This window comes from Micromonospora sp. NPDC048842, from assembly GCF_040649935.1.
In the GTDB taxonomy this organism is placed as follows: domain Bacteria; phylum Actinomycetota; class Actinomycetes; order Mycobacteriales; family Micromonosporaceae; genus Micromonospora; species Micromonospora hortensis.
Map to the genome: position 1 here is coordinate 236,842 of NZ_JBEZGK010000007.1, position 21,520 is coordinate 258,361.

Genomic DNA, 21,520 nt, shown 5'->3' on the forward strand with positions numbered 1-21,520 from the left:
ACTCAGGCATGATGGCGGGCATGACGGAGACCCCGCATCCCCTGTACGACAGGCACGCCGACACCCTCAACCGTGCGCTGACCGCGATCACGGAGCGGGGCTACTGGTCCGCCTATCCCGAATCCCCCAGCCCCCGGGTGTACGGCGAGACCGCCGCCGCCGACGGTAAGGCCGCCTTCGAGGCGTACCTCGGCGGTGACTTCCCGCTCGACCAGCCCGGCGCGGGCGTTCGGGTCGCCACCGAGACGAGCCCGTTCGGTGTGGAGTTGGCGGTGCGTTACCCGCACGCCGGCCCCGGTGAGCTGGTCGACGCCGCCTCCGCCGCGCTGCCGGCGTGGCGCGACGCCGGCCCGCAGGCCCGGGTGGGCGTCTGCCTGGAGATCCTCGACCGGCTGCACAAGCACATCTTCGAGCTGGCCAACGCTGTGCAGTTCACCAGCGGGCAGGCGTTCGTGATGGCCTTCCAGGCCGGTGGCGCGCACGCGCTGGACCGGGCGCTGGAAGCGCTGGCGTACGCGTACGCCGAGATGACCCGGCACCCGGGCAGGGCGGGCTGGGAGAAGGCCGCCGGCAAGGGTGACCCGCTGCGGATGACCAAGACGTTCCACGTGGTGCCGCGTGGGGTGGCGCTGGTGATCGGCTGCAACACCTTCCCGACCTGGAACTCGTACCCCGGGCTGTTCGCCTCGTTGGTCACCGGCAACCCGGTGATCGTCAAGCCGCACCCGCGCGCGGTGCTGCCGCTGGCCATCACAGTGAAGTACGCCCGGGAGGTGCTCGCCGAGGCCGGGTTCGACCCGAACCTGATCATGCTGGCGGCCGAGGCCCCCGGTGAGAAGCTCGCCAGCGACCTGGCCCTGCACCGGGCCATCCGGATCGTCGACTTCACCGGCTCCACCGAGTACGGCGACTGGCTGGAGACGCACGCGCGGCAGGCATCGGTCTACACCGAGAAGGCGGGCCTCAACACCGTCGTCATCGACTCCACCGACGACTTCGCCGGCATGTGCCGCAACCTCGGGTTCACGCTGACCCTCTACAGCGGGCAGATGTGCACCACCTCACAGAACATCCTCATCCCGGCCGGGGGCATCGAGACCGACCAGGGGCACAAGAGCTTCGACGAGGTGGCCGGCGGGATCGCCGCCGCCGTCGGCAAGCTCACCGCCGACCCGGCCCGAGGTGTGGAGCTGACCGGCGCCATCGTCAACGACGGGGTGCTGGAGCGGCTGGCCGAGGTGACCAAGGTCGGCGAGCCGGTGCTGGAGTCGCGGACCGTCGCCCACCCGTCGTACGCCGACGCGGTGGTGCGTACTCCGACGATCGTGAAGCTGACCGCTGACGACGCGGAGACGTACGGCCGGGAATGGTTCGGGCCGATCTCCTTCGCCATCGCTACCGACTCCACCACGCACAGCCTGGAGCTGCTGCGCCGGACGGTCGGCGAGAAGGGCGCGCTCACCGCCGGGGTCTACTCGACCGACGAGGCAGTGCTGGACGCAACCGAGGCGGTGGCGGTCGAGGTCGGGGTGCACCTGTCCTGCAACCTCACCGGCGGTGTCTTCGTCAACCAGTCGGCGGCGTTCTCCGACTTCCACGGCAGTGGAGCCAACGCGGCGGCCAACTCGGCGCTGACCGACGGGGCGTACGTGGCTAACCGGTTCCGGATCGTTCAGTCGCGGCGTCATGTTTGATCGTTAGTTGCGGTTGGGGGTTTCCGGGGCAGCCCGACCCGCTCCGGGCGGTCAGGCTTGATCCCTGCGCGGGTCGGGCTGCCCCGGAAACCCTTTGTGGGCACGGTGGGGGCGTCGCTGCCGGCTTTCTGAGGGCAGCTCAGTGGTCTTGCCTTGGGATGGTTCTTGGTTCTAGGCGGGTCTGCGCATCTGTAGCTCGTTGAGGGCTGGGATGTTCGGGTGCGGGACTCGTACCCCGGTGTCCTTGAAGCCCAGGCGCTGGTAGGCGCGGTAGGCGCGGTCGTTGCCCACCACCACCTCCAGCAGCAGCTCCGGTCGGCCACAGGCTCGCGACCAGGCCGCCACCCCGTCGATCAGCTCGGCGAGCAGGCCGCTGCCGCGCCAGGTCGGCGTGACGTACACGGCGTAGATCACGGTCAGCCCCGGTTCGTTCGGGTGGGTCGTACCGCCGGCGTGCCCGACCAGCCGGCCGCCCGGGTCGGCGACGAACTGCGCGTTACCGGCACCGGCCGAGGTGTACGCGACCCGCGCGGCGAACTCGTTGTGCGGTCGGGCCGCCGCGTCCGCCAGGGTCTCCAGGAAGGCCAACGGCGCGTCGGCAAGCATCTCCAGTCGCAGCGCCCGCATCCGGGCGGCGTCCTCCGGCCGGACCCGGCGGATCTCCGCGAGCCGTAGGGCCGGCGAGCCCATGTCGGTGGTCATGTCCGCATGCCTACCACAGGGCGGGGATGGCGTTTCGCGAGCTGGGCCCGATCGCCGTCATCTCGGGGCCGCCCTGCGACCCTGCCCTTATCCGCAATGACGCGGGCGAATCCGATGGCTGGGAAACCCGGCCGGTCAGCGTGGTCGGGACGCTCCGAAGTGTGTCTGATTTGTGGCCGTGCGCGGCCGTCACTCCTCGTGTAGCGTGCGATTTCGGTCACCTGCTCCAATGGCGGTCATCGATCGCTGAGTCGGTGGTCCGGGGCGCCCGGCCGTGCCGTGCGCCGAGTCAGGCAACGCCGGGCAGAGTGAGGGAAGTGCACAGTGGCACAGGGCTCCGTGAAGTGGTTCAACGCCGAGAAGGGCTACGGCTTCATCGCCGTCGACGGCGGTCAGGACGTGTTCGTTCATTTCTCCGCGATCGAGATGGACGGCTACAAGGCGCTGGACGACGGTCAGCGGGTCGAGTTCGAGATCACCCAGGGCCAGAAGGGCCCACAGGCAGAGCACGTACGCGTCATCGGCTGAGCTTCCTGGCCGATCGGCCCGTGCGTCGGGGCTGCGGCAGGGGCGTGCAGCCGGGAAGATCGTGAACCGTTCCAGCCGATGCCGAGGAGCGTTCATGACCGACCAGCCACCCCCGCACACTCCGTCCTCCGGGTCCGGGGAGCCGGGCCCGTCCGATCCGTCCTCGCCCGCCGACGGCCCCGGCCACGCCGGTCCGCCCCCCGGCTGGGGGCCGGACATGCCCCCGTCCGGCCCGTCCTCCGGCCCCGCCGGTCCGCCGCCCGGCTGGGATCCCGCGCAGGGCGCCTGGGGTGCGGCCCCGCCACCGCAGGGCTGGGCGTTCCCGCCCACCGGGGGCTACCCGCCCGGGTCGGGTCCCTACGGCGGGCAGCCGTGGTATCCGGGACCGCCGATCGGCTGGTACCCGCCGGGTCACGGGTTCGACCCGAACGACGCCCTGGTCACGCCGCCCGGTGCCGGTATCGGCGGCTGGTTCAACCGGTGCGGGGGAGCGCTGCGCCGGGGCTGGCGGCAGTTGGTGCCGATCATGCTGCTCACCCAGGTGCTGCCGGCGGCGGTGCTCTCGGTGGTCTCCCTCGGGCTGGACCCGTCGGCGAAGTGGGCCGCCCAGGCCGAATCGACGTCGGCCCCCGCGCTGCCGGACAATTTCGCCGCCGAGCTGCTGAGCCTCCTTGTCCTGCTGGTCGGCGGCAGCGTGGTGGTCGGGTTGGTGCAGGCCGTCGGGTGGGCCGCCGGCACCTGGGTGATCACCCAACAGGCGGCCGGCCAGCCTGCCAGCCTGGAGGCCGCGCTGCGCTACGGCCTGCGTCGGGCACTCGGGCTGTGGGGCTGGACCCTGTTGGTCAGTCTGCTCATCGGCGTCGGTGTCTGTTTCTGCGTGCTGCCGGGCATCTACCTGGCCTTCGCGCTGAGCATGGCCGGTCCGGTCTATCTCTTCGAACGGCACAACCCGATCGGTCGATCGTTCCGGATGTTCCACGATCGGCTCGGCCTGCTGCTCGGACGGGTGGCCCTGGTGGCCGCGGCGGTGATCGTCGGCACCCTGATCCCCGGTGCCATCGAAGGAATCGGCACCTCCCCGCTCGGAACGGATCCGTTCTCCTCGCCGGGTACCGCCGCCGGGGCGGTGGTGGTGATCGGGATCACCGCCGTGCTGGCCCTTCCGGCCCACCTCGCGCAGATGATCGGTCTGCTGGTGACGTACGCCGAGCAGCGTGCCCATGAGGCACCGGTGAACAGCGCTGGACTGGCCGCGGAACTCGGCTGAGCGGCGGCATCGTGCTTGCACTCGGCAGGTGAGAGTGCTAAACAAGTCATTGGCACTCGCATACCGTGAGTGCCAATGGTCGGGACGGTGGGGCCAGGTTGCACCGGCGTGGAGACGCCGGGGCGGCACATGGCCGGTCGTCGCGGGCTATCCGGCCCGGCCGAAGGACGTCGTCGTCGCCAGGTGGCGACGTCCCAAGGTGCGTACACCAGGCGGCCCATCCGGGGCACACATCTCGGGTGGCCCGTGAGTGTCCAGGAGGACAACGCCGTATGGCCAAGATGATCGCGTTCGACGAAGAGGCGCGCCGCGGCCTCGAGCGGGGCATGAACCAGCTCGCCGACGCCGTAAAGGTGACCCTCGGCCCCAAGGGCCGCAACGTCGTGCTCGAGAAGAAGTGGGGTGCCCCCACCATCACCAACGATGGTGTGAGCATCGCCAAGGAGATCGAGCTCGAGGACCCGTACGAGAAGATCGGCGCTGAGCTGGTCAAGGAGGTCGCCAAGAAGACCGACGACGTTGCCGGTGACGGCACGACGACGGCGACCGTCCTGGCCCAGGCCCTGGTTCGCGAGGGCCTGCGCAACGTGGCCGCTGGCGCCAACCCGATGGCCCTGAAGCGGGGCATCGAGGCCGCTGTCGCGAGCGTCTCGGAGGAGCTGTCCAAGCTCGCCAAGGACGTCGAGACCAAGGAGCAGATCGCCTCCACCGCCTCCATCTCCGCTGGCGACAGCACCGTCGGCGAGATCATCGCCGAGGCGATGGACAAGGTCGGCAAGGAAGGCGTCATCACCGTCGAGGAGAGCAACACCTTCGGGCTGGAGCTGGAGCTCACCGAGGGTATGCGCTTCGACAAGGGCTACATCTCGGCCTACTTCATGACCGACCCGGAGCGTATGGAGGCCGTCTTCGACGACCCGTACATCCTGATCGCCAACAGCAAGATCTCGTCGGTGAAGGACCTGCTCCCGATCCTGGAGAAGGTCATGCAGTCGGGCAAGCCGCTGCTGATCATCGCCGAGGACCTGGAGGGCGAGGCCCTCGCCACCCTGGTGGTCAACAAGGTCCGTGGCACCTTCAAGTCGGTCGCCGTCAAGGCGCCGGGCTTCGGTGACCGCCGCAAGGCCATGCTGACCGACATCGCCATCCTCGCCGGTGGCCAGGTCATCAGCGAGGAGGTCGGCCTCAAGCTCGACGCCGCCAGCCTCGACATGCTGGGCCGCGCCCGCAAGGTCGTGGTGACCAAGGACGAGACCACCATCGTCGACGGTGCCGGTGACGCCGAGCAGATCCAGGGCCGGGTCAACCAGATCCGGGCCGAGATCGACAAGAGCGACTCCGACTACGACCGGGAGAAGCTGCAGGAGCGGCTGGCCAAGCTGGCCGGCGGCGTTGCGGTGATCAAGGTCGGCGCGGCCACCGAGGTCGAGCTCAAGGAGCGCAAGCACCGCATCGAGGACGCCGTTCGCAACGCGAAGGCCGCCGTCGAGGAGGGCATCGTCCCGGGTGGTGGCGTCGCGCTGGTTCAGGCCGGCAAGACCGCCTTCGACAAGCTCGACCTGGTCGGCGACGAGGCGACCGGTGCGAACATCGTCAAGGTCGCGCTCGACGCCCCGCTGCGGCAGATCGCCGTCAACGCCGGCCTTGAGGGCGGCGTCGTGGTGGAGAAGGTCCGTAACCTCGAAGCGGGTCACGGTCTGAACGCCGCCAACGGCGAGTACGTCGACCTGCTGGCCGCGGGCATCATCGACCCGGCCAAGGTGACGCGTTCGGCGCTGCAGAACGCCGCTTCCATCGCGGCGCTCTTCCTCACCACCGAGGCCGTTGTCGCGGACAAGCCGGAGAAGAACCCGGCTGCCCCGGCTGGCCCGGGTGGCGGGGACATGGACTTCTGAGTCCAGTTCCGACACCGAACGGGGCGGGCCGCTGACGCGGCCCGCCCCGTTCGTCGTCAGGTCGGTAGTGGGCGCTGGTTGCGCCGCTTCTGTGCCCGGCTGTACGGCGGAGGCAGTTTGATCGGCGCGTCCACCATCTCCTGCGGTTCCTCTGCCACCGACGGCTCGCCCTCGGTGGTCATCTCGGCCAGTTGCTCGGCGTCGCCGTAGTCGAGCCTGTCGAACGGCAGTTGGCCGGGGAGTTCACCCACCGGTTTCCAGGTGATCGGCGGGCCGTCCTCGGTCTGGTTGTCATCCGTGGTCATGGCTGCCTCCTCTACCGAAACGGTAGGGGGCGTCGATGGCCGATGCGGGCGAATGGATCTATGTCCTGTTTGCCCCGGTTATGCCGTCGGTAGGGTTCGCCGGTACAGGAAGAAGACCCGCTCGATCCACGCACCCGCGCTGCCCGAATAGAACGGCACCGGTCCCACCCAGCCGATCTGTGCCCGGTCCAGCCCCACCGCCCGCTGGTCGCGCAGGCAGCGCCGCAACAGCACCCCACCGATGCCCGAGCCCTCCGCGGCCGGCGCGGTGCCCATCGGTCCGAACCAACTCGGCCGCGACGACCCGTACGCGGCGAAGCCGAGCACCTCGCCGTTGCGCTCCGCCAGGTGGCAACCGGCGTCGGCACGCCCCACCGACCCGGCCAGCTCGCCGTCCCACGTTCCGCCGAAGGTGGACCGGGCGAACGCCGTCAGCGCCGGCAGGTCCGCCGGCTCCGCCCGGCGTACCGTGACGCCCTGGTCGGCCAGCCGCCGCTCCGCCGCCTCGGTGGACCGCAGTGCCGGCGACCCGTCGTACGACAGGTCCGCGGTCATGTTCCAGGCGGTCCGGTCCTGCTGGTAGCCGAGCGCGAGTGCGGCGCAGACCGCCGGCGTGTAGCGGACGTCGATTCCCGGCCACGCGTAGTACGGCGGGTTTCCGGCCAGCAGCACCTCGGTCGCCCCGCGCTCGGCGAGCACCCGCTCGGCCCGCTCGAGCAGCGCCCGGCCGACGCCCCGACGCCGCTGATCCGCAAGGACCGCGACGAGGTCCACGTGCCCGATCCCCGGCTCGGTCGACGACACCGAACAGATCAGCACCCCCACCAGGTCCGCGCCCCGGTACGCGCCCAGCCCGACCACCGGGCGGTCGGCGGCGGCCCGGGCCCAGAGAACGTCCACTACGGAAGCCGCCTCGGCGGCGTCCTCGGGCAGGTCGAGAGCCTGCTGGCAGAGCTGTACGACGCTGCTGACCAGGTCGGCGGTCAGCTCGGTGACGGTGATCTCGGCGTCCATGGTCGCCGACCCTAGATCACCGACTGTCGAGCCGCACTCCCGGCTCAGCACTTCAGGAAGGAAACCTGCCTATTGCTGGGCGGCGCGAACGGCCGCGTAGGCGTCGACCTGGCCGGCGCCAGTGACGTTCGACGGGGCACCGCAGGCGTCGGAGGGGCTGTCCGAGCGATAGGTCGGCGTCGCCACCGTGGCGGTGTCCCGAAGGATCTGCCGGGTCCGGGTCACGTCGCCGACCAGCGCCGGGTTCGCCGACCACATCAGCGCGACCACCCCGGCCACCTGCGGCGTCGCCATCGACGTGCCGTCCAGCTTCGCGTACGTGCCGCCCGGCATGGCCGACACCACGCCCACCCCCGGTGCCAGCACGTCCGGTTTACCCGAGCCGCCCGGCACCGGCCCGCGCGAAGAGAACTCGGCGACCCGCCGCTGGTCGTCCACAGCGCCCACCGTCAGCACGTCCGGGTACGGGGCGGGCGGATCGTCGATCGACGCGCACCACGGGCCGGTGTTGCCGGCCGCGGCGACCACGAAGATCCCGGCGGCGTCGAAGGCAGCGGTGGCCGGCCGCAGGACGCGCTGGTCGCAACCCTCGATGGGCGGGCAGCCCCACGAGTTGGTCAGCACCTGCGGGGCGCGCTCCGGACGGCCGTCCGTGAACGGGTCGCCGCCGGCCGGGAAGGGCGCCAACATGAACTGGAGACAGTCCAGGTAGTGCGCGGGGCTGCCGAGGTTGCGGTCCAGGTTGACGCAGCCCACCCACTGCGCGTCCGGCGCCACCCCGATGCCGTCCCGCCCGACCGCGCTGCCCACCGTGTGGGTGCCGTGCCCGCCCTGGTCGGTCGGGCTCCGGGTGCCGTCCCACGGGTCGTACCAGGAGTCGTCCCCACCACGGAACCCGCCTCGTAGCGCCGGATGGGTGCCGTCCACCCCCGAGTCGGAGCTGCCAACCACGATGCCAGTGCCGGTGGCCCGGAGTTCGGACCACACCCGGTCGGCGCCGATCTGGCGGATGTTCCACTCCGGGCCGGCGGGCTTCGGCAGGGTGCCCCGGCTCTGCCCGGCCGGGGCCGGCAGCGGTCGCAGGCGCTGGCTGACCAGCACCCGCGCCACCTCCGGCCGGCGGGCCAGCCAGGCCCGCACCGCCGGGCCGCCGTCCACCTCGACCGCGTTGACCAGGTAGTACGACACCGGGTCGAGGCGCAGCCGGTTCAACCCCCGCAGCAGGTCGCCCTGGCTCTGCTCGGCGGTCGACACCAGCCGCCGGTAGACCTCCGCCGCGCGAGCGTCCCGCCCGGCCCGACCCGGCGCGGCGGCCGGAAGATCGCTCAGGTCGGCCTGCGTACGCAGCACCACGAACAGCCGCTCGCCGTACAGACCCGGCTGACCGGGGCCGAGGTCGACCACCCCGAACGCCACCAGCAGCACCACGGCCGTCACCGCGGCGACCCGCCTGTTCGGGGTGCGTGCCGTCGGCCGGGCGAGCAGCACCGTGTACCCGATGGCGACCACTACCGCGACGGCGAGCCCGACGCCGGCGGCGGCCGCCACCCAGAACGGGATGTCCCGGGTGCCGACCAGCAGCAGGCTGATCTCTTCCGGGTCGGTGAAGGCCAGCGGGCCGAGCACGGCCAGGCCCACGAGCCAGCCGGTCGCCGTTCGGCCGGCGCGGGTGGCGGTGGCTGGGTCGGCGGTGGCTGGGTCGGTGGTGGCCGGATTGGTGGTGGCCGGGTCGGCGGTGGGCCGCCAGGTCGCGGCCCAGAGCGCGGCCAGCGCGAAACCCACCGGCGGCACTGTCAGCAGCGCGGGCAACTGCGCGCCGGACTGCCCGGTCCCGGCCGCGAGCAGCAGCAGCGCCACCCCGGCGACCAGGCCGCCGACCAGCACCAGCCGAGCCGGCCGGGGCGGTCGCCCAACTGCGAACGGGGACCAGAAGGGGGCATCCAGCAGAGTCGCGGCCAGCACCCCGAGCGCGGCGGCCGCCAGTAGCGCGAGCGCGGTCTCCAGGAGGCCGCCGAGCGCGCCCAGCCAGGCCCACGGCAGCAGCAGCGCCAAACCGGCGGCGACAGCGAGCAGCGGCACCGGGCCTGGTTGGCGCACGCGCCGTCCGACCGGCTCCGCGTTCCCGGTGGCCTGGGGCCGTGTGGTGTCGCCGTTTCCGGTCGCCTGGGGCCGTGTGGTGTCGCCGTTTCCGGTGGGTGCCGGGCCGCCGACCGAGCCGACCAGCCCGGGGTACGCCCACCGGCGCGCCGACCAGCGTACGGCGAGCGCGCCGATCAGCGCGGCGCCGGCCAGCGCGCCGAGGTACGCCTCATGGTGCACCGGCGGCACGACCCGCAGCAGTGTCAGCACGCCGAGCGCGAGTGCCCCGATCAACCAGGCCCGCCCGGTGGCCCGGACCGCGCCCGACCGGGGCAGGAGGGCCAGCAGCAGGGCGGGTGTGCCGGCCAGCACGACGGTGGCCAGGCCGAGCACCGGCCAGAGCCAGCCGAGCCGGTCGCGTCCGAAGCCCAGCAGCACCTGGTCGGTGAGCCAGCCACCGGTCTGGGTGCCCACTGTGACCGCAACCGTCCAACAGCCGACGAGCACGGCCGCGACCACCGGCCACGGGGAACTGCGGTCGCTGAAGCCGGGGTGCACAGGTTGACCTTGCATCCGAGAACCTTACGACTAGGACGGAGGGTTTCGACCCGACCGTCGGGTTCCGGGGCTTCGAACAACCGAGCGGTCGGCGTGGGCCGGGTGGCGAGACGTGTCGCGCGCTTCGGAGCAGGTAGGCGCGGTGCGGGGCGGGCGGCGAATGTCGACACGGTGGCTCGACGGTTACGGTGGACGGGTGCGCGACCCCAATGTCTCCCGATCCGTCGCCGGTCAGCTCTCACCGGTCCGCCGTGCGTCCGACCTGCGTCGACTGCGTGCCGAACGCTTCGACGTGCTCGTCATCGGGGGCGGGGTGACCGGAGCCGGTGCCGCCCTGGACGCGGCGTCCCGTGGCCTGAAGGTGGCGCTGGTCGAGGCGCGTGACCTTGCCGCCGGGACCTCCAGCCGGTCCAGCAAACTCATCCACGGTGGCCTGCGCTACCTGGAGCAGTTGGAGTTCCACCTGGTCCACGAGGCGCTCACCGAACGCGGCCTGCTGGCCACCCGGCTCGCGCCGCACCTGGTACGCCCGGTGCCGATCATGGTGCCGCTGCCGGCCGGGCGGGGCCTGCGGGACCTGCCGGCCCGGTTCTTCCGCCGCTCGTACTACGGCGCCGGGGTGGCCGCGTACGACGCCTTCGCCGGGATCTTCGGCGGTGGCCGGGGCATGCCCCTGCACCGTCACCTGACCCGGGAGGGCGCCCGGCGGATCTTCCCGAGTCTGCGGGCCGACGCGCTGGCCGGGGCGATCCGCTACTACGACGGGCAGGTCGACGACGCCCGGCTGGTGGTGACCCTGGCCCGTACCGCCGCCAGCCTCGGCGCCACTGTGGTGAGCAGTGCTCGCGCCGTCGGCCTGATCCGGCAGGCGCGCGAGGTGACCGGCGTCCGCGTCCGGGACCTGGAGGCGCCGCCGGGCTCGCCGGACGCGGAGTTCGAGGTGCATGCCCGCACCGTCATCGCCGCCACCGGCGTGTGGAGCGACGACATGTCCCGGATGCTCAACGACGTCGGCCTGCGGCCCGGCGTCCGGGTGCGCGCCTCCAAGGGGGTGCACCTGGTGGTGCCCCGCTCGGCGATCACCGGCGAGACGGGGCTCATCCTGCGTACGGCGAGTTCGGTGCTCTTCGTCATCCCGTGGGGCGGGCACTGGATCATCGGCACCACCGACACCGACTGGCGGCTGGACCGTTCCCACCCGGCCGCCTCGGCCCGCGACATCGACTACCTCCTCCAGCAGGTGAACACCGTGCTGGACCGGCCGCTGACCACCGCCGACATCGAGGGGGTGTACGCCGGGCTGCGGCCGCTGCTGGCCGGCGAGGCCGACTCGACCTCGAAGCTCTCCCGGGAGCACGCGGTCTTCGAGCCGATGCTCGGGCTGTTGCTGGTGGCCGGCGGCAAGTACACGACGTACCGGGTGATGGCGTCCGACGTGGTCGACCGGGCCGCGCGTCGGCTCGGCGGCGCCCGCGCGTCGCGTACCGCCGATCTGCCGTTGCTCGGCGCCGACGGGTACCCGTCGATGTGGCGGGACCGGGCCGACCTGGCTCGTCGGCACGGCGTGCCGGTGGGCGTGGTGGAGCACCTGCTGGAGCGGTACGGCACCCTCACCCTGGACCTGCTGGCGCTTGTCGACGCCGATCCTCTGCTGGCGTCTCCGCTGGCCGGTGCTCCGGAGTATCTGGCGGCGGAGGTCGCCTACGCGGCGCGGGCCGAGGGCGCGCTGCACCTGGAGGACGTGCTGACCCGGCGGACCCGGATCTCGTTCGAGACCAGCCACCGGGGGCTGGAGTCGGCGGAGCACACCGCCGAGTTGATGGGCGCGGTGCTCGGTTGGGACGCGGCCACCCGGGCACGCGAGGTCGAGCACTACCGCGCCCGGGTGGAGGCGGAGCGGCAGTCCCAGTTGATGCCGGACGACGCGGCGGCGGACGCGGCCCGCCTCGGTGCTCCGGACGTCCGGGGTTACGCGGCTGACCGGGGCGATGACGATCAGGCGGAGCTGCGCCCGTCCGCTCGATGACGAATTGCGACGTTACCGATGGGTAACCATCGATACCGGCCCGGATGGTGGTTTCGAACGCTACCTACGGTGGGGTAGGTTTCCGCGCGTGCTACCCCGCGCGCGCCCTCGTCTGCTCGTACCCCTGCTCGCCGTCGCGCTCGTCGGCGCCCTGACCGGGTGCTCGCTCTTCGACGGAGACAAGCCGAGCACCCCGGTGGCGCAACCGACCGCCGGCACGGCGGGTGGCGGATCGCAGTTGGAGATCCCCACCACTGTCGCCGCCGGTCAGGTCAGCCTGCTCCAGCGGCTCGGCGAAGACGGGCCGATGCGCACCCTGAGCGTCGAGCGGAACGGCGCGTGGCAGTGCGTCGACTGCGCCGGCGACGGCGTGACCTCCCGCGGCACCCTCGCACCGGAGCTGACCGAACGGCTCCAGGTGCTGCTCGCCAACCCGCTGCTGGCCGACGAGACCGATCAGGCCCGGCGGTACCGGACCACCTGCATCGACGCGCTGACGTCCAGCCTCATCACCTCGACCGGGCTGATCACCTCGCAGGACTGCCCTGGTGAGGAGCTCACGCCGGTCGCCGGGGAGATCCTGCTGCTGCTCACCCAGGCGACCCCGGCCGAGGTCAAGGGCTGACCGCAGCCGGTCAGAGCACCTTGCCCGGGTTGAGCAGGCCGGCCGGGTCGAGCGCCGACTTGATCGCCTGATGCACCCGGACACCGACCGGCCCGATCTCCCGGGCCAGCCAGTCCCGCTTGAGCAGCCCCACCCCGTGCTCGCCGGTGCACGTGCCGCCCAGGTCCAGGCCGAGCCGCATGATCTCGTCGAAGGCCCGCCGACCCCGTTCCACGCTCGCCGGGTCGGCCCGGTCGACGACGATGTTCGGGTGCATGTTGCCGTCCCCGGCGTGCCCCACCACGCCGATCGGCACCTCACACTCGACAGCGATCCGGGCGACCCCGTCCAGGAGCGCGGCGAGCGCGCCGCGCGGCACCGCCACGTCGTCGATCACCAGACCGCCGTTGCCGCCCGGGTAGGCGTCCGCCGCGAACTTCTCCATGGCCGGGTGGGCCAACCGGCGAGCCTGGAGCAGCGCCGCCGCCTCCACCGCGTCGGTGGCCGCGTAGACCTCGTCGGCGCCGACGGCCTCGCACACCTCGGCCAGCACGGCCAGATCGTCCGCCGCCCGGGAGCCGGTGTCGGCGGCGGCCAACAACAGGGCCTGCGCGTCGGTCCGCAACCCCATCGGCTGGTACGCCTCGATCGCCAGCAGGTGGGTCTGGTCCAGCAACTCCAGCAGGCTGGGAGTGAGCCCGCGAGCCGCGATCTCGGCCACCGCCGCGCCGGCCGTGGCGGTAGAGGGGAGAACCGCCACCAGGGTCAGCGAGTCGGCCGGGGCGGGCCGCAGCGCCACTGTCACCTCGGTGATCACGCCGAGGGTGCCCTCCGAACCGACGAACAGTCGGGTCAGGTCGTAGCCGGCCACCCCCTTGGCCGTACGCCGGCCGGTGCGCAGCACCTCACCGGAGGCGAGCACCACCTCCAGGCCGAGCACGTACTCGGTGGTCACTCCGTACTTCACACAGCACATGCCGCCGGCGTTGGTGGCCACGTTGCCGCCGATCGTGGACGACTGCCAGGAGCCGGGGTCCGGCGGGTACCAGAGGCCCTGTTTCGCCACCGCCCCGGCCAGCGCCGCGTTGACCACCCCGGGCTGGACCACAGCGATCCGGCTCACCGGGTCGATCTCCCGGATCTCGTTCATCGCGACGGTGCTGAGCACCACAGCGCCGTCCACAGCGTTCGCCGCGCCGGCCAGCCCGGTCCGCGCGCCCTGCGGCACCACTGGTACGCCGTGCCGCGCCGCCGCCTGGATCACGGCGACCACCTGCTCGGTGTCGCGCGGGCGGGTCACCACGAGCGGGACGCCGGCGGCGCACAGGTCGGCCTCGTCCCGCTGGTGCATGCGCAGCAGGTCCGGGTCGGTGAGCACGGCGTCGTCACCGAGCGCGGCGCGCAGGTCGTCGAGGAGCGCGGTGGGGGCCATGCAGCCGAGGCTAGGTCGCCGACCGGCGATCATCAACATGATCGACTGGGCGGGATAACTTGGGCACCATGCTCTACCTGGACCGGCCGGCCTGGCCGTGGCGCGGTCGGCTCTGGTCGCACCTGATCAGTGACGTCTCGTACGCCGAGCTGCACGCCTTCGCCGAGGCGCTCGGCGCGCCCCGGCGCGGCTTCGACCGGGACCACTACGACATCCCGGCGGACCGTTTCGCGGCGGCGGTGTGGCTCGGCGCCCAGGTGGTGCCGAGCCGGGAACTGGTCCGGTTGCTCCGCGCCGCCGACCTGCGTCGGCCGAAGCACCTGGTCAACCAGCGTTCTTCGGCGCCCCGGTGAGGGTGGACAGCTCGCGGCGCACATTGTCCCGGGCGGGCTCTTCCCACCGGCTCGCCAGCGGTGGCGACCGGAACAGCGCGGGCAGCGACAGCAGGCCGGTCAACACGGCGGCCCGCCCAGCCCGGAAGGCCGGCTCCGGCACGTGGGCGTACTCGTGGCGGATCGCCGCCGCGTAACGGTCGTAGCGGGCCGGCGGGGCGGCCAGAACGGCCAGGTCCGCGTCGCAGAGCAACGCGCCGTCCCGGTCGCCCGGTGCCACACTGTGCCCGGCGGTGAGCAGCACGAGCCGGCGCACCTCGGCCACCGTGGGCGCCGGCAACCCGAGCCCGGTGAGCACGCTCTCGGCCAGTTCGGCGCTGTCCCGTTCGTTGGCGTCGCCAGCGGCCCGGGGGTCGTAGACAGCGTCGTGGAACCAGGCCGCGAGCCGCACCGGGCCGGCATGAGCGGCCAGGTCGGCGTGCTGGTCCACCACATCGAGCACCGCCGTCAGGTGGGCCAGCGTGTGGTAGTGCCGGTGCGGCTCCCGCCACCGGACTATCAGTTGCTCCCCGGCCCTGGTCGTGGCCGGGTCTGGCCTCGCGCCGGCACCATGGGCCGCCGCCCGCCACCGATCCAACAGATCAACCACCGCCCGAGTCTCCCGCACTGGCCCGCGACGCGCGGGAAGGGAGGGTTCAGCGGGCCCACCACGGGTAGTCGCGCCCATGGCCGTGGCCCGGGACAAGCGACAGCCGATGGTGCGACGTACCGCGCTGCGCGACGGTTTGGTGGACATCGACGGCGCGCGGATCGCCGAGGCCACCGAACAACTGCGCCACCGCGGTCGGGCCACCCTGCACGACCGGTTGCACCGGGTACGGATGGCCGGCGGACTCGCCGTACAGGCCGGGCTGGCCGCCGGGCTGGCGTACCTGATCTCGCACAAGGTGCTCGGCAACCCGCAACCGGTCTTCGCGCCGATCTCCGCGGTCGGCACCCTGGCCGCGTCGGTCGGTCAGCGGTTCCGTCGGACCATCGAGCTGATCGTCGGGGTGGGGGTCGGGGTAGCCGTCGGCGATCTCCTGATCTACCTGCTCGGCACCGGGGCGTGGCAGCTCGGCCTGGTGGTCACAGTGGCGATCCTGCTCACCATCTTCGCCGGAGCGAGCGTGGCCATCGTCATCCAGGCGGCGGCCACGGCGGTGCTGATCGTGACGCTGAGCCCGTCGACCCAGAACCTGGAGATCCCCCGCTTCGTCGACGCGTTCCTCGGCGGTGGGATCGCGCTGCTGGTCACGGCGGTGCTGCTGCCACTGAACCCGCTCCGAGTTATCAACCGGGCGGCCCGCCCCGCCCTGGACCTGCTCGCCGCCCAGCTCGACGCCACCGCCGACGGGCTGCGCAACCGGAATCGCGCCACCATTCAGGGCGCACTGGAGAGGCTGCGCAACAACAAGGAGGAGCTGGCCACGTTGGGCGAGGCGATCGAGGGGGCGAAGGAGACCGCGACCCTCTCCCCGGCCCGCTGGCACCGCCGTGACGAACTGACCCACTACGCCGAGGCGGCCGACCCGATCGACAGGGCGATGCGCAACAGCGGCACGCTGATCCGCCGGTCCGTCACGCTGGTCGAGGACGAGGAACCGGTGCCCGACCCGATGCCGGACGCGATCGGCCACCTCGCCGAGTCGGTCCGGCTGCTCAAGCACGAGTTCGCCGCCGGTGAGGAGCCGGAGAAGGCCCGGGAGCGGTCGTTGCGGGCGGTCAGCGAGGCCGGCCGGGCGTACGGCGCCGGGGTGGGCTTCTCCGGCAGCGTGGTGATCGCCCAGATCCGGACGACCGCGAGCGACCTGCTGGTCGCCTCCGGGATCGAGCAGGAGGAGGCGAACCGGTGGATCCGCACCGCCTTCGGAGAGCAGGAGCGCCCGGTCGGTGAGCCTGCCGAGCACGACGAGGCGCCGAAGCCACCCACCGCCCCGCCGGTCGGCTGAACGCCGGCCTCAGCCCAGCTCGGCCAGCGCCGCGAGCAGCCGGTCCACCTCAGCGGCCGTGCTGCCCAGCCCGATGCTGGCACGCAGTGCGGTGGGCGGCAGGTCCCGCCGGCCGGTACGCCCCGCCGCCTCGCCGAGCAGACGCCGGGCCAGCGGGTGGGCACAGAACAACCCGTCCCGTACGCCGATGTGGTGCTCGGCCGCCAGCCGGGTGGCCACAGCGGTGGAGTCCCAGCCGGCGACCACGAACGAGACGATGCCGACCCGGGGCGCGTCCGGGCCGAAGGTGCGCAGCTCGACGACGTGCGGCAGGGCGGCGAGGCCGGTCCGTAGCCGGGCCAGCAGGGCCTGCTCGTGGGCGGCCAGCGCGCCCTGGTCCGCCTCGTCGAGCGCCTTGCACACGGCCGCCAGCGCTACCGCTCCGAGCAGGTTCGGGGTGCCGCCCTCGTGTCGGGCCGGGCCGGTCGCCCAGGTCACGTCGTGGGTGGCCGGCCCGACGTGGCTGGTGGCGCCACCGCCAGCCAGGTAGGGCGGGGCGGCGTCCAGCCAGTCGGCCCGACCGATCAGCACGCCCGCGCCGAACGGCGCGTACAGCTTGTGGCCGGACACCGCCAGGTAGTCGACGTCGAGCGCGAGCAGGTCGACCGGGGCGTGCGGGGCTAGCTGCGCGGCGTCGAGCACGATCCGGGCGCCGTGCCGGTGGGCCACCCGCGCCAGTTCGGCGACCGGCCACCGCTCACCTGTCACGTTGCTCGCACCGGTCACCGCGACCAGCACCGGCAATGCCGGGCTGCTGCCCCGGCGCAGCTCGGTGAGGGCGGCGGCGAGATCGCGTACCGCCCCGTCGGGGTCGCTGGGCACCGGAAGACGCACCGACCCGCGCGGCCAGGGCAGCAGGTTGGCATGGTGTTCGCCGGCGAAAGTGACAACGGTGGTGCCGGCCGGCACGGCCCGCGCCAGCAGGTTGAGCGCGTCGGTGGTGTTGCGGGTGAAGATCACATGATCGTCGGCGCGAGCGCCGAAGAAGTCGCCGATCGTCTGCCGGGCCTGCTCGTACGCGAGGGTGCAGCGCCGCGACAGCGCTCCCGCTCCGCGATGCACGCTGGCGTACCAGGGCAGCAGCTCGGCCACCGCGTCGGCGGCGGCCCGCGCGCACGGCGCACTGGCCGCGTAGTCCAGGTTGACCTCGCCGGGCACGCCGAGGACGTCGAGGGGCGCGGACGGCACCGACGGCACCGTGGGCAGGCTGGGCAGCGAGGGGACGAGAGTGACGGACACGCCGGAACCTCCGGGGTCAGGGACCCCGGGTGCGACATCGGGACGGGGTCCGCGCTTGCCCAGCACACCGATCGGGCTGGGCCCGGTCATCACCCGGGGCACCCCACCGCGAACTCGACGAGGGTTGCCGGCCAGCAAGCCGGGGCTGAACGCTGGCACTCGTGACCTGCCGGCAGCATAGCGGCTACCGATGCGACCAAACCAGCCGGCGGCGGATGGCTACGCTGACCGCATGGCCGACACCCCGCCCGGTTCACCGCTGCCGCAGTCGCCCGCCGCCGCGCCTGCGCCCGCCGTCCCGCCCACGGGTGAGACGCCCCGGATGCCGCTGCGCCGACTGGGCTGGCGGCGGTTCCTGGTGCTGGCCGGGGTGGTGCTGTTGATCGCGGCGTGCGCGGTCTTCATGGTCTTCACGCTCGGCCAGTCGCTCGGTGTGCAGGCCCTGCTGATCGGGGTGGTCGCCGCCATCCTGCCGGTGCCGGTGCTGGTCGGCTGTTTCCTCTGGCTGGACCGGTACGAACCGGAGCCGCTGAAGTATCTGATCTTCTGCTTTGCCTGGGGTGCGTTCGTCTCCACCGCCGCCTCGCTCACCGTCAACGACTTCGCGGCCAACCGCTTCGCCGACTGGGGCCTGCCGTCCGCGCTCACCGGGGTGCTGGTGGCGCCGTTCATCGAGGAGCTGACCAAGGCGCTGGGCCCGATCCTGCTGCTGGTGTTCCGCCGCCGCGAGTGGTCGGGGATCACCGACGGCCTGGTCTACTGTGGGCTCGCCGCGGTCGGGTTCGCGATGGTGGAGAACATCCTCTACCTGGGCGGTTTGGGGTACGCGTCCGGCGCCGACCGGTACGGCCCGGCCACCGGCATCCAGCAGGTCATCGCGATCTTCATCCTGCGGATCCTGCTGTTCGGGTTCGCCCATCCCCTTTTCACGGCGATGACCGGTGTGGGGTTGGGTATCGCCTCCCGGACGGCCGACCGGCGCATCCGGGTGCTCGCCCCGATCGCCGGCCTTCTGCTGGCGATGATGCTGCACGGCACGTGGAACCTGCTGCCCACGCTGACCCAGGCCACCGGCGAGGCCATGATCATGCTGTACGGCTTCCTGGGCCTCATGGTGCCTGTCTTCTTCGGCACAGTGGGGCTGGCGCTGTGGCTGCGTGCCTGGGAGGGGCGGCTCACCGAGCGGGTCCTACCCGACTACGTCCGCGCCGGCTGGCTCAGCCCGCCCGAGGTGGCCGCCCTGAGCAGTCTCGGCCGGCGGCACGCCGCCCGCAGTTGGGCGCGGCGGGTGGCCGGCGACGCCGGGGTGCGGGCGATGCGGGGTTACCAGTCCGCGGCGACCCGGCTGGCACTGCTGCGCGACGGGACGCTGCGCGGCCTGGACCGCAAACCCGCCGACCAGGAGCGGACCGCTCGCGAGGAGCGGGAGATGCTGGACGCGATCATCGAGTACCGGTCGTTCTTCGTGGGTAGGGACCCGCAGGCCCCGGCGGGAGTCTGGGACGGCAGCCGCTACCACCTGCGCTTCCCGGACGGCACGCAGCGCGCGGTGGACGCGCCGGACGAGCCGGTGGTGCCGATCCCTGTGGTGCTGGCTCCCGCCCCGGCTCCGGTGGGGTACGCCCCGCCCGGTTGGCCCGGCCTGCGCCCGGCGTCTCCGTGGCCGCCGACGCACCAGTGACAGCTGCGGCCCGCGACCTGGCTGCTGACCGCACTGCTGACGGCAGGTCAGCAGTGCGGGCTCAGGTCATCAGCGAGGTGAGGAAGTCACCGAGGCCCTGGAACATCGCTATCAGCGCGGCCCCGATCGCCCGGAACATCTGCGCGGCGCCGTCCGGCCGAAAGGCCATGAAGTAGATCAGGAACGCGACACTGCCCCAGGTCAACAGCTTCTTCACGAATACCGGCATCGTCCCTCCCCAGGGCCACGGTCGCCGGATGGCTTCCCGTCGTGCGGCTGGGCAAACGGTGCGCGACGGGGCCTGAGGGCCGGGGGAGGTGCGTCAGAGGTAGAGGCCGGTCGAGTCGTTCTCGATCCGCTCGGCGGCCACGGCGTGCACGTCCCGCTCCCGCAGCAGCACGTAACCGCGGCCGTGCAGCTCGACCTCGGAGCGCTCGTCCGGGTCGAAGAGAACCCGGTCGCCGGAGACGATGGCGCGCACGTTCGGCCCCACCCCGACCGCTGTGGCCCAGGCGAGGCGCTTGCCGACCGCGGCGGTCGCCGGGATGACGATGCCAGCGGTGGAGCGGCGTTCGCCCTCGCTGCCCTCCATCCGCACCAGCACACGGTCGTGCAGCAGGCGGATCGGCAGGCCGGCGTCGAGATCGTTGTCGGCGGTCACGTCGCAGACGCTACCGTGTGGCCGACGGTGGCCGGCCGGTGGTTACGCCGGAGGTGGTCGGGGCATTGTGTGGCGGAACCGCCCTACGGTGTCGGGAACGGACGTATGCTGTCCGACCTGTCGCCGTCGGCGGGCCGGGTTTTCTGCCAGGAGGTGCGCTTGAGCCGCTTCGAGCGGGTACGCGGGCGGCTTCGCCGCGCCTACCAGTCACGACAGGAGTCGGCGCGCGCCGACGAGGGCGTCTCCAGTGACGCGTTGAACGACGCGTCGGAGGCGGCCCGGGTGGCGTCGCCGGCAGTGCCGGGGCCGACCGCGCCTCCGAGCGCCACGGTCTACGGCGCGGAACCTCCGGTGGACCTGCACAGCTCCACCTCCAGCCGGGACGACGCCGACGTGCCGCACGGGCTGCGGATCGCCGCCGCGTGGTGTTGGCGACTGATCGTGATCGGCGTGGTGGCCTGGGCGCTGCTGAGGATCGTCGGCACGGTCAAGATCGTGATCATTCCGCTGGCCATCGCGCTGCTGCTCTCCGCGCTGCTCGCCCCGGCGGTGGGCTGGCTGCTGCGGGCCCGGTTCCCCCGGTCGCTGGCGACGGCGGTGGTGCTGGTCGGCGGCCTGGCCGCGGTGATCGGCACGCTGACGCTGGTGGTCAACGAGTTCATTCGTGGTGTACCGGAACTGAGCGAGAAGTCCTCCGAGGGCGTCCGGCAGATCCAGAACTGGCTGAAGACAGGCCCGCTGCACCTCTCCGACGGGCAACTCGACCGCTACATCGACGAGGCGCAGAGCTGGATCAACAACAACACCTCGAGGTTCACCAGCGGCGCGTTGAGCACCGCCGCGACGTTGGCCGAGGTGCTGACCGGCACGCTGCTGGTGCTCTTCGCGACGTTCTTCTTCCTGCGTGACGGCAACCGGATCTGGCGTTTCCTGGTCCGGTTGCTGCCGGTGGCCGCACGGTGGAAGGTCGACGACGCGGGCCGCGCCTCCTGGCAGACGCTTGTCGCCTACGTTCGCGCGACAGTGCTGGTCGCCTTCATCGACGCGGTCGGCATCGGCATCTTCCTCGTCGTCTTCGACATCCCGTTCGCCTTCCCGCTGGCCGCGCTGGTCTTCCTGGGCGCGTTCATCCCGATCGTCGGTGCGGCGCTCTCCGGTGGCGTGGCGGTGCTGGTGGCACTCGTCGACAGCGGCCCGGTCACCGCGTTGATCATTCTCGGCGCGGTGATCGGCGTCCAGCAGATCGAGGGGCACGTGCTCCAGCCGCTGATCATGGGCCGGGCGGTTGCCCTGCACCCACTCGCGGTGATCATCGGCATCGCCGCCGGTGTCGTACTCGCCGGCATCACCGGCGCGCTGGTCTCCGTGCCGCTCATCGCGGTGCTGAACACAGCGGTCCGCCGGCTTGCCGCCCGCAGGGTGCCGGACACCCCGCCCGACGCCGTGGTCGTCGCCTCCCAGGCCCCCTAGACC

19 protein-coding genes and 1 riboswitch are annotated in these 21,520 nt (G+C 72.3%); of the genes, 10 read left to right on the forward strand and 9 right to left on the reverse strand.

Annotated elements, in window-relative coordinates; all coding sequences use genetic code 11:
• The first annotated feature begins 20 nt into the window (after positions 1 to 20).
• Entirely contained in the window at positions 21 to 1,694 is a 1,674-nt protein-coding gene (gene paaN, locus AB0C19_RS12920; RefSeq protein WP_357183710.1) for a phenylacetic acid degradation protein PaaN, read from the forward strand.
• A 171-nt stretch (positions 1,695 to 1,865) separates the two neighbouring features.
• Here paaN and AB0C19_RS12925 read toward each other — a convergent pair whose 3' ends face one another.
• Positions 1,866 to 2,396: a GNAT family N-acetyltransferase gene (locus AB0C19_RS12925; RefSeq protein WP_357183714.1), complete on the reverse strand. Its 531-nt coding sequence runs from the start codon at positions 2,394 to 2,396 to the stop codon at positions 1,866 to 1,868.
• 324 nt (positions 2,397 to 2,720) lie between these two features.
• On the opposite strand from AB0C19_RS12925, the gene AB0C19_RS12930 reads away from it, so the two are divergent.
• The 3 genes from AB0C19_RS12930 to groL all read left to right on the forward strand — a co-directional run bounded on the left by AB0C19_RS12930 (position 2,721) and on the right by groL (position 6,086).
• Positions 2,721 to 2,924: a cold-shock protein gene (locus tag AB0C19_RS12930; RefSeq protein ID WP_091402914.1), complete on the forward strand. Its 204-nt coding sequence runs from the start codon at positions 2,721 to 2,723 to the stop codon at positions 2,922 to 2,924.
• A gap of 94 nt (positions 2,925 to 3,018) precedes the next feature.
• The gene (locus tag AB0C19_RS12935; RefSeq protein WP_357183718.1) at positions 3,019 to 4,191 is read left to right on the forward strand and encodes a hypothetical protein; all 1,173 of its coding nucleotides are present in this window, start codon (positions 3,019 to 3,021) and stop codon (positions 4,189 to 4,191) included.
• Between the two features lie 272 nt (positions 4,192 to 4,463).
• The gene (groL, locus tag AB0C19_RS12940) at positions 4,464 to 6,086 is read left to right on the forward strand and encodes a chaperonin GroEL (protein WP_088950420.1); all 1,623 of its coding nucleotides are present in this window, start codon (positions 4,464 to 4,466) and stop codon (positions 6,084 to 6,086) included.
• Between the two features lie 56 nt (positions 6,087 to 6,142).
• Here the strand turns inward: groL and AB0C19_RS12945 are convergent, their stop codons facing one another.
• From AB0C19_RS12945 to AB0C19_RS12955, 3 genes are all read right to left on the reverse strand, one after another.
• Positions 6,143 to 6,391, reverse strand: coding sequence for a hypothetical protein (locus AB0C19_RS12945; protein WP_330439114.1), 249 nt, complete (start codon positions 6,389 to 6,391; stop codon positions 6,143 to 6,145).
• Between the two features lie 78 nt (positions 6,392 to 6,469).
• Positions 6,470 to 7,405, reverse strand: a complete 936-nt coding sequence (locus AB0C19_RS12950) for a GNAT family N-acetyltransferase (protein ID WP_357183721.1) — start codon at positions 7,403 to 7,405, stop codon at positions 6,470 to 6,472.
• A 69-nt stretch (positions 7,406 to 7,474) separates the two neighbouring features.
• Positions 7,475 to 10,057, reverse strand: a complete 2,583-nt coding sequence (locus AB0C19_RS12955; RefSeq protein ID WP_357183724.1) for a S8 family serine peptidase — start codon at positions 10,055 to 10,057, stop codon at positions 7,475 to 7,477.
• Between the two features lie 145 nt (positions 10,058 to 10,202).
• Between AB0C19_RS12955 and AB0C19_RS12960 the strand changes: the two genes are divergently transcribed.
• Both AB0C19_RS12960 and AB0C19_RS12965 read left to right on the forward strand, forming a co-directional pair.
• Positions 10,203 to 12,068, forward strand: coding sequence for a glycerol-3-phosphate dehydrogenase/oxidase (locus tag AB0C19_RS12960; RefSeq protein ID WP_357183727.1), 1,866 nt, complete (start codon positions 10,203 to 10,205; stop codon positions 12,066 to 12,068).
• 88 nt (positions 12,069 to 12,156) lie between these two features.
• A complete protein-coding gene (locus AB0C19_RS12965; RefSeq protein ID WP_357183729.1) occupies positions 12,157 to 12,693 on the forward strand; it encodes a hypothetical protein in 537 nt (178 codons plus the stop codon).
• A gap of 10 nt (positions 12,694 to 12,703) precedes the next feature.
• Here AB0C19_RS12965 and AB0C19_RS12970 read toward each other — a convergent pair whose 3' ends face one another.
• Positions 12,704 to 14,104, reverse strand: coding sequence for an FAD-linked oxidase C-terminal domain-containing protein (locus AB0C19_RS12970; protein ID WP_357183732.1), 1,401 nt, complete (start codon positions 14,102 to 14,104; stop codon positions 12,704 to 12,706).
• 68 nt (positions 14,105 to 14,172) lie between these two features.
• Between AB0C19_RS12970 and AB0C19_RS12975 the strand changes: the two genes are divergently transcribed.
• Positions 14,173 to 14,457, forward strand: a complete 285-nt coding sequence (locus tag AB0C19_RS12975) for a DUF4031 domain-containing protein (RefSeq protein ID WP_357183734.1) — start codon at positions 14,173 to 14,175, stop codon at positions 14,455 to 14,457.
• On the opposite strand, the gene AB0C19_RS12980 is transcribed toward AB0C19_RS12975, so the two are convergent.
• A complete protein-coding gene (locus tag AB0C19_RS12980) occupies positions 14,429 to 15,085 on the reverse strand; it encodes a metal-dependent phosphohydrolase (protein ID WP_357183737.1) in 657 nt (218 codons plus the stop codon). The two genes, AB0C19_RS12975 and AB0C19_RS12980, sit on opposite strands and share 29 nt — an antisense overlap.
• 106 nt (positions 15,086 to 15,191) lie before the next feature.
• On the opposite strand from AB0C19_RS12980, the gene AB0C19_RS12985 reads away from it, so the two are divergent.
• Positions 15,192 to 16,427, forward strand: coding sequence for an FUSC family protein (locus AB0C19_RS12985; protein ID WP_357183741.1), 1,236 nt, complete (start codon positions 15,192 to 15,194; stop codon positions 16,425 to 16,427).
• Positions 16,428 to 16,436: 9 nt separating this feature from the next.
• On the opposite strand, the gene AB0C19_RS12990 is transcribed toward AB0C19_RS12985, so the two are convergent.
• A complete protein-coding gene (locus AB0C19_RS12990; protein ID WP_357183926.1) occupies positions 16,437 to 17,681 on the reverse strand; it encodes an aminotransferase class V-fold PLP-dependent enzyme in 1,245 nt (414 codons plus the stop codon).
• 70 nt (positions 17,682 to 17,751) lie between these two features.
• Positions 17,752 to 17,872, reverse strand: a riboswitch (SAM riboswitch).
• A 23-nt stretch (positions 17,873 to 17,895) separates the two neighbouring features.
• Between AB0C19_RS12990 and AB0C19_RS12995 the strand changes: the two genes are divergently transcribed.
• Positions 17,896 to 19,386, forward strand: coding sequence for a PrsW family intramembrane metalloprotease (locus AB0C19_RS12995; RefSeq protein ID WP_357183744.1), 1,491 nt, complete (start codon positions 17,896 to 17,898; stop codon positions 19,384 to 19,386).
• A gap of 61 nt (positions 19,387 to 19,447) precedes the next feature.
• Here AB0C19_RS12995 and AB0C19_RS13000 read toward each other — a convergent pair whose 3' ends face one another.
• Both AB0C19_RS13000 and AB0C19_RS13005 read right to left on the reverse strand, forming a co-directional pair.
• Entirely contained in the window at positions 19,448 to 19,615 is a 168-nt protein-coding gene (locus tag AB0C19_RS13000) for a hypothetical protein (RefSeq protein WP_167337262.1), read from the reverse strand.
• Between the two features lie 93 nt (positions 19,616 to 19,708).
• A complete protein-coding gene (locus tag AB0C19_RS13005; protein ID WP_091402887.1) occupies positions 19,709 to 20,047 on the reverse strand; it encodes a co-chaperone GroES in 339 nt (112 codons plus the stop codon).
• 105 nt (positions 20,048 to 20,152) lie between these two features.
• On the opposite strand from AB0C19_RS13005, the gene AB0C19_RS13010 reads away from it, so the two are divergent.
• Complete coding sequence (locus AB0C19_RS13010) at positions 20,153 to 21,517, forward strand: AI-2E family transporter (RefSeq protein WP_357183749.1); 1,365 nt, start codon at positions 20,153 to 20,155, stop codon at positions 21,515 to 21,517.
• Positions 21,518 to 21,520: the final 3 nt, after the last annotated feature.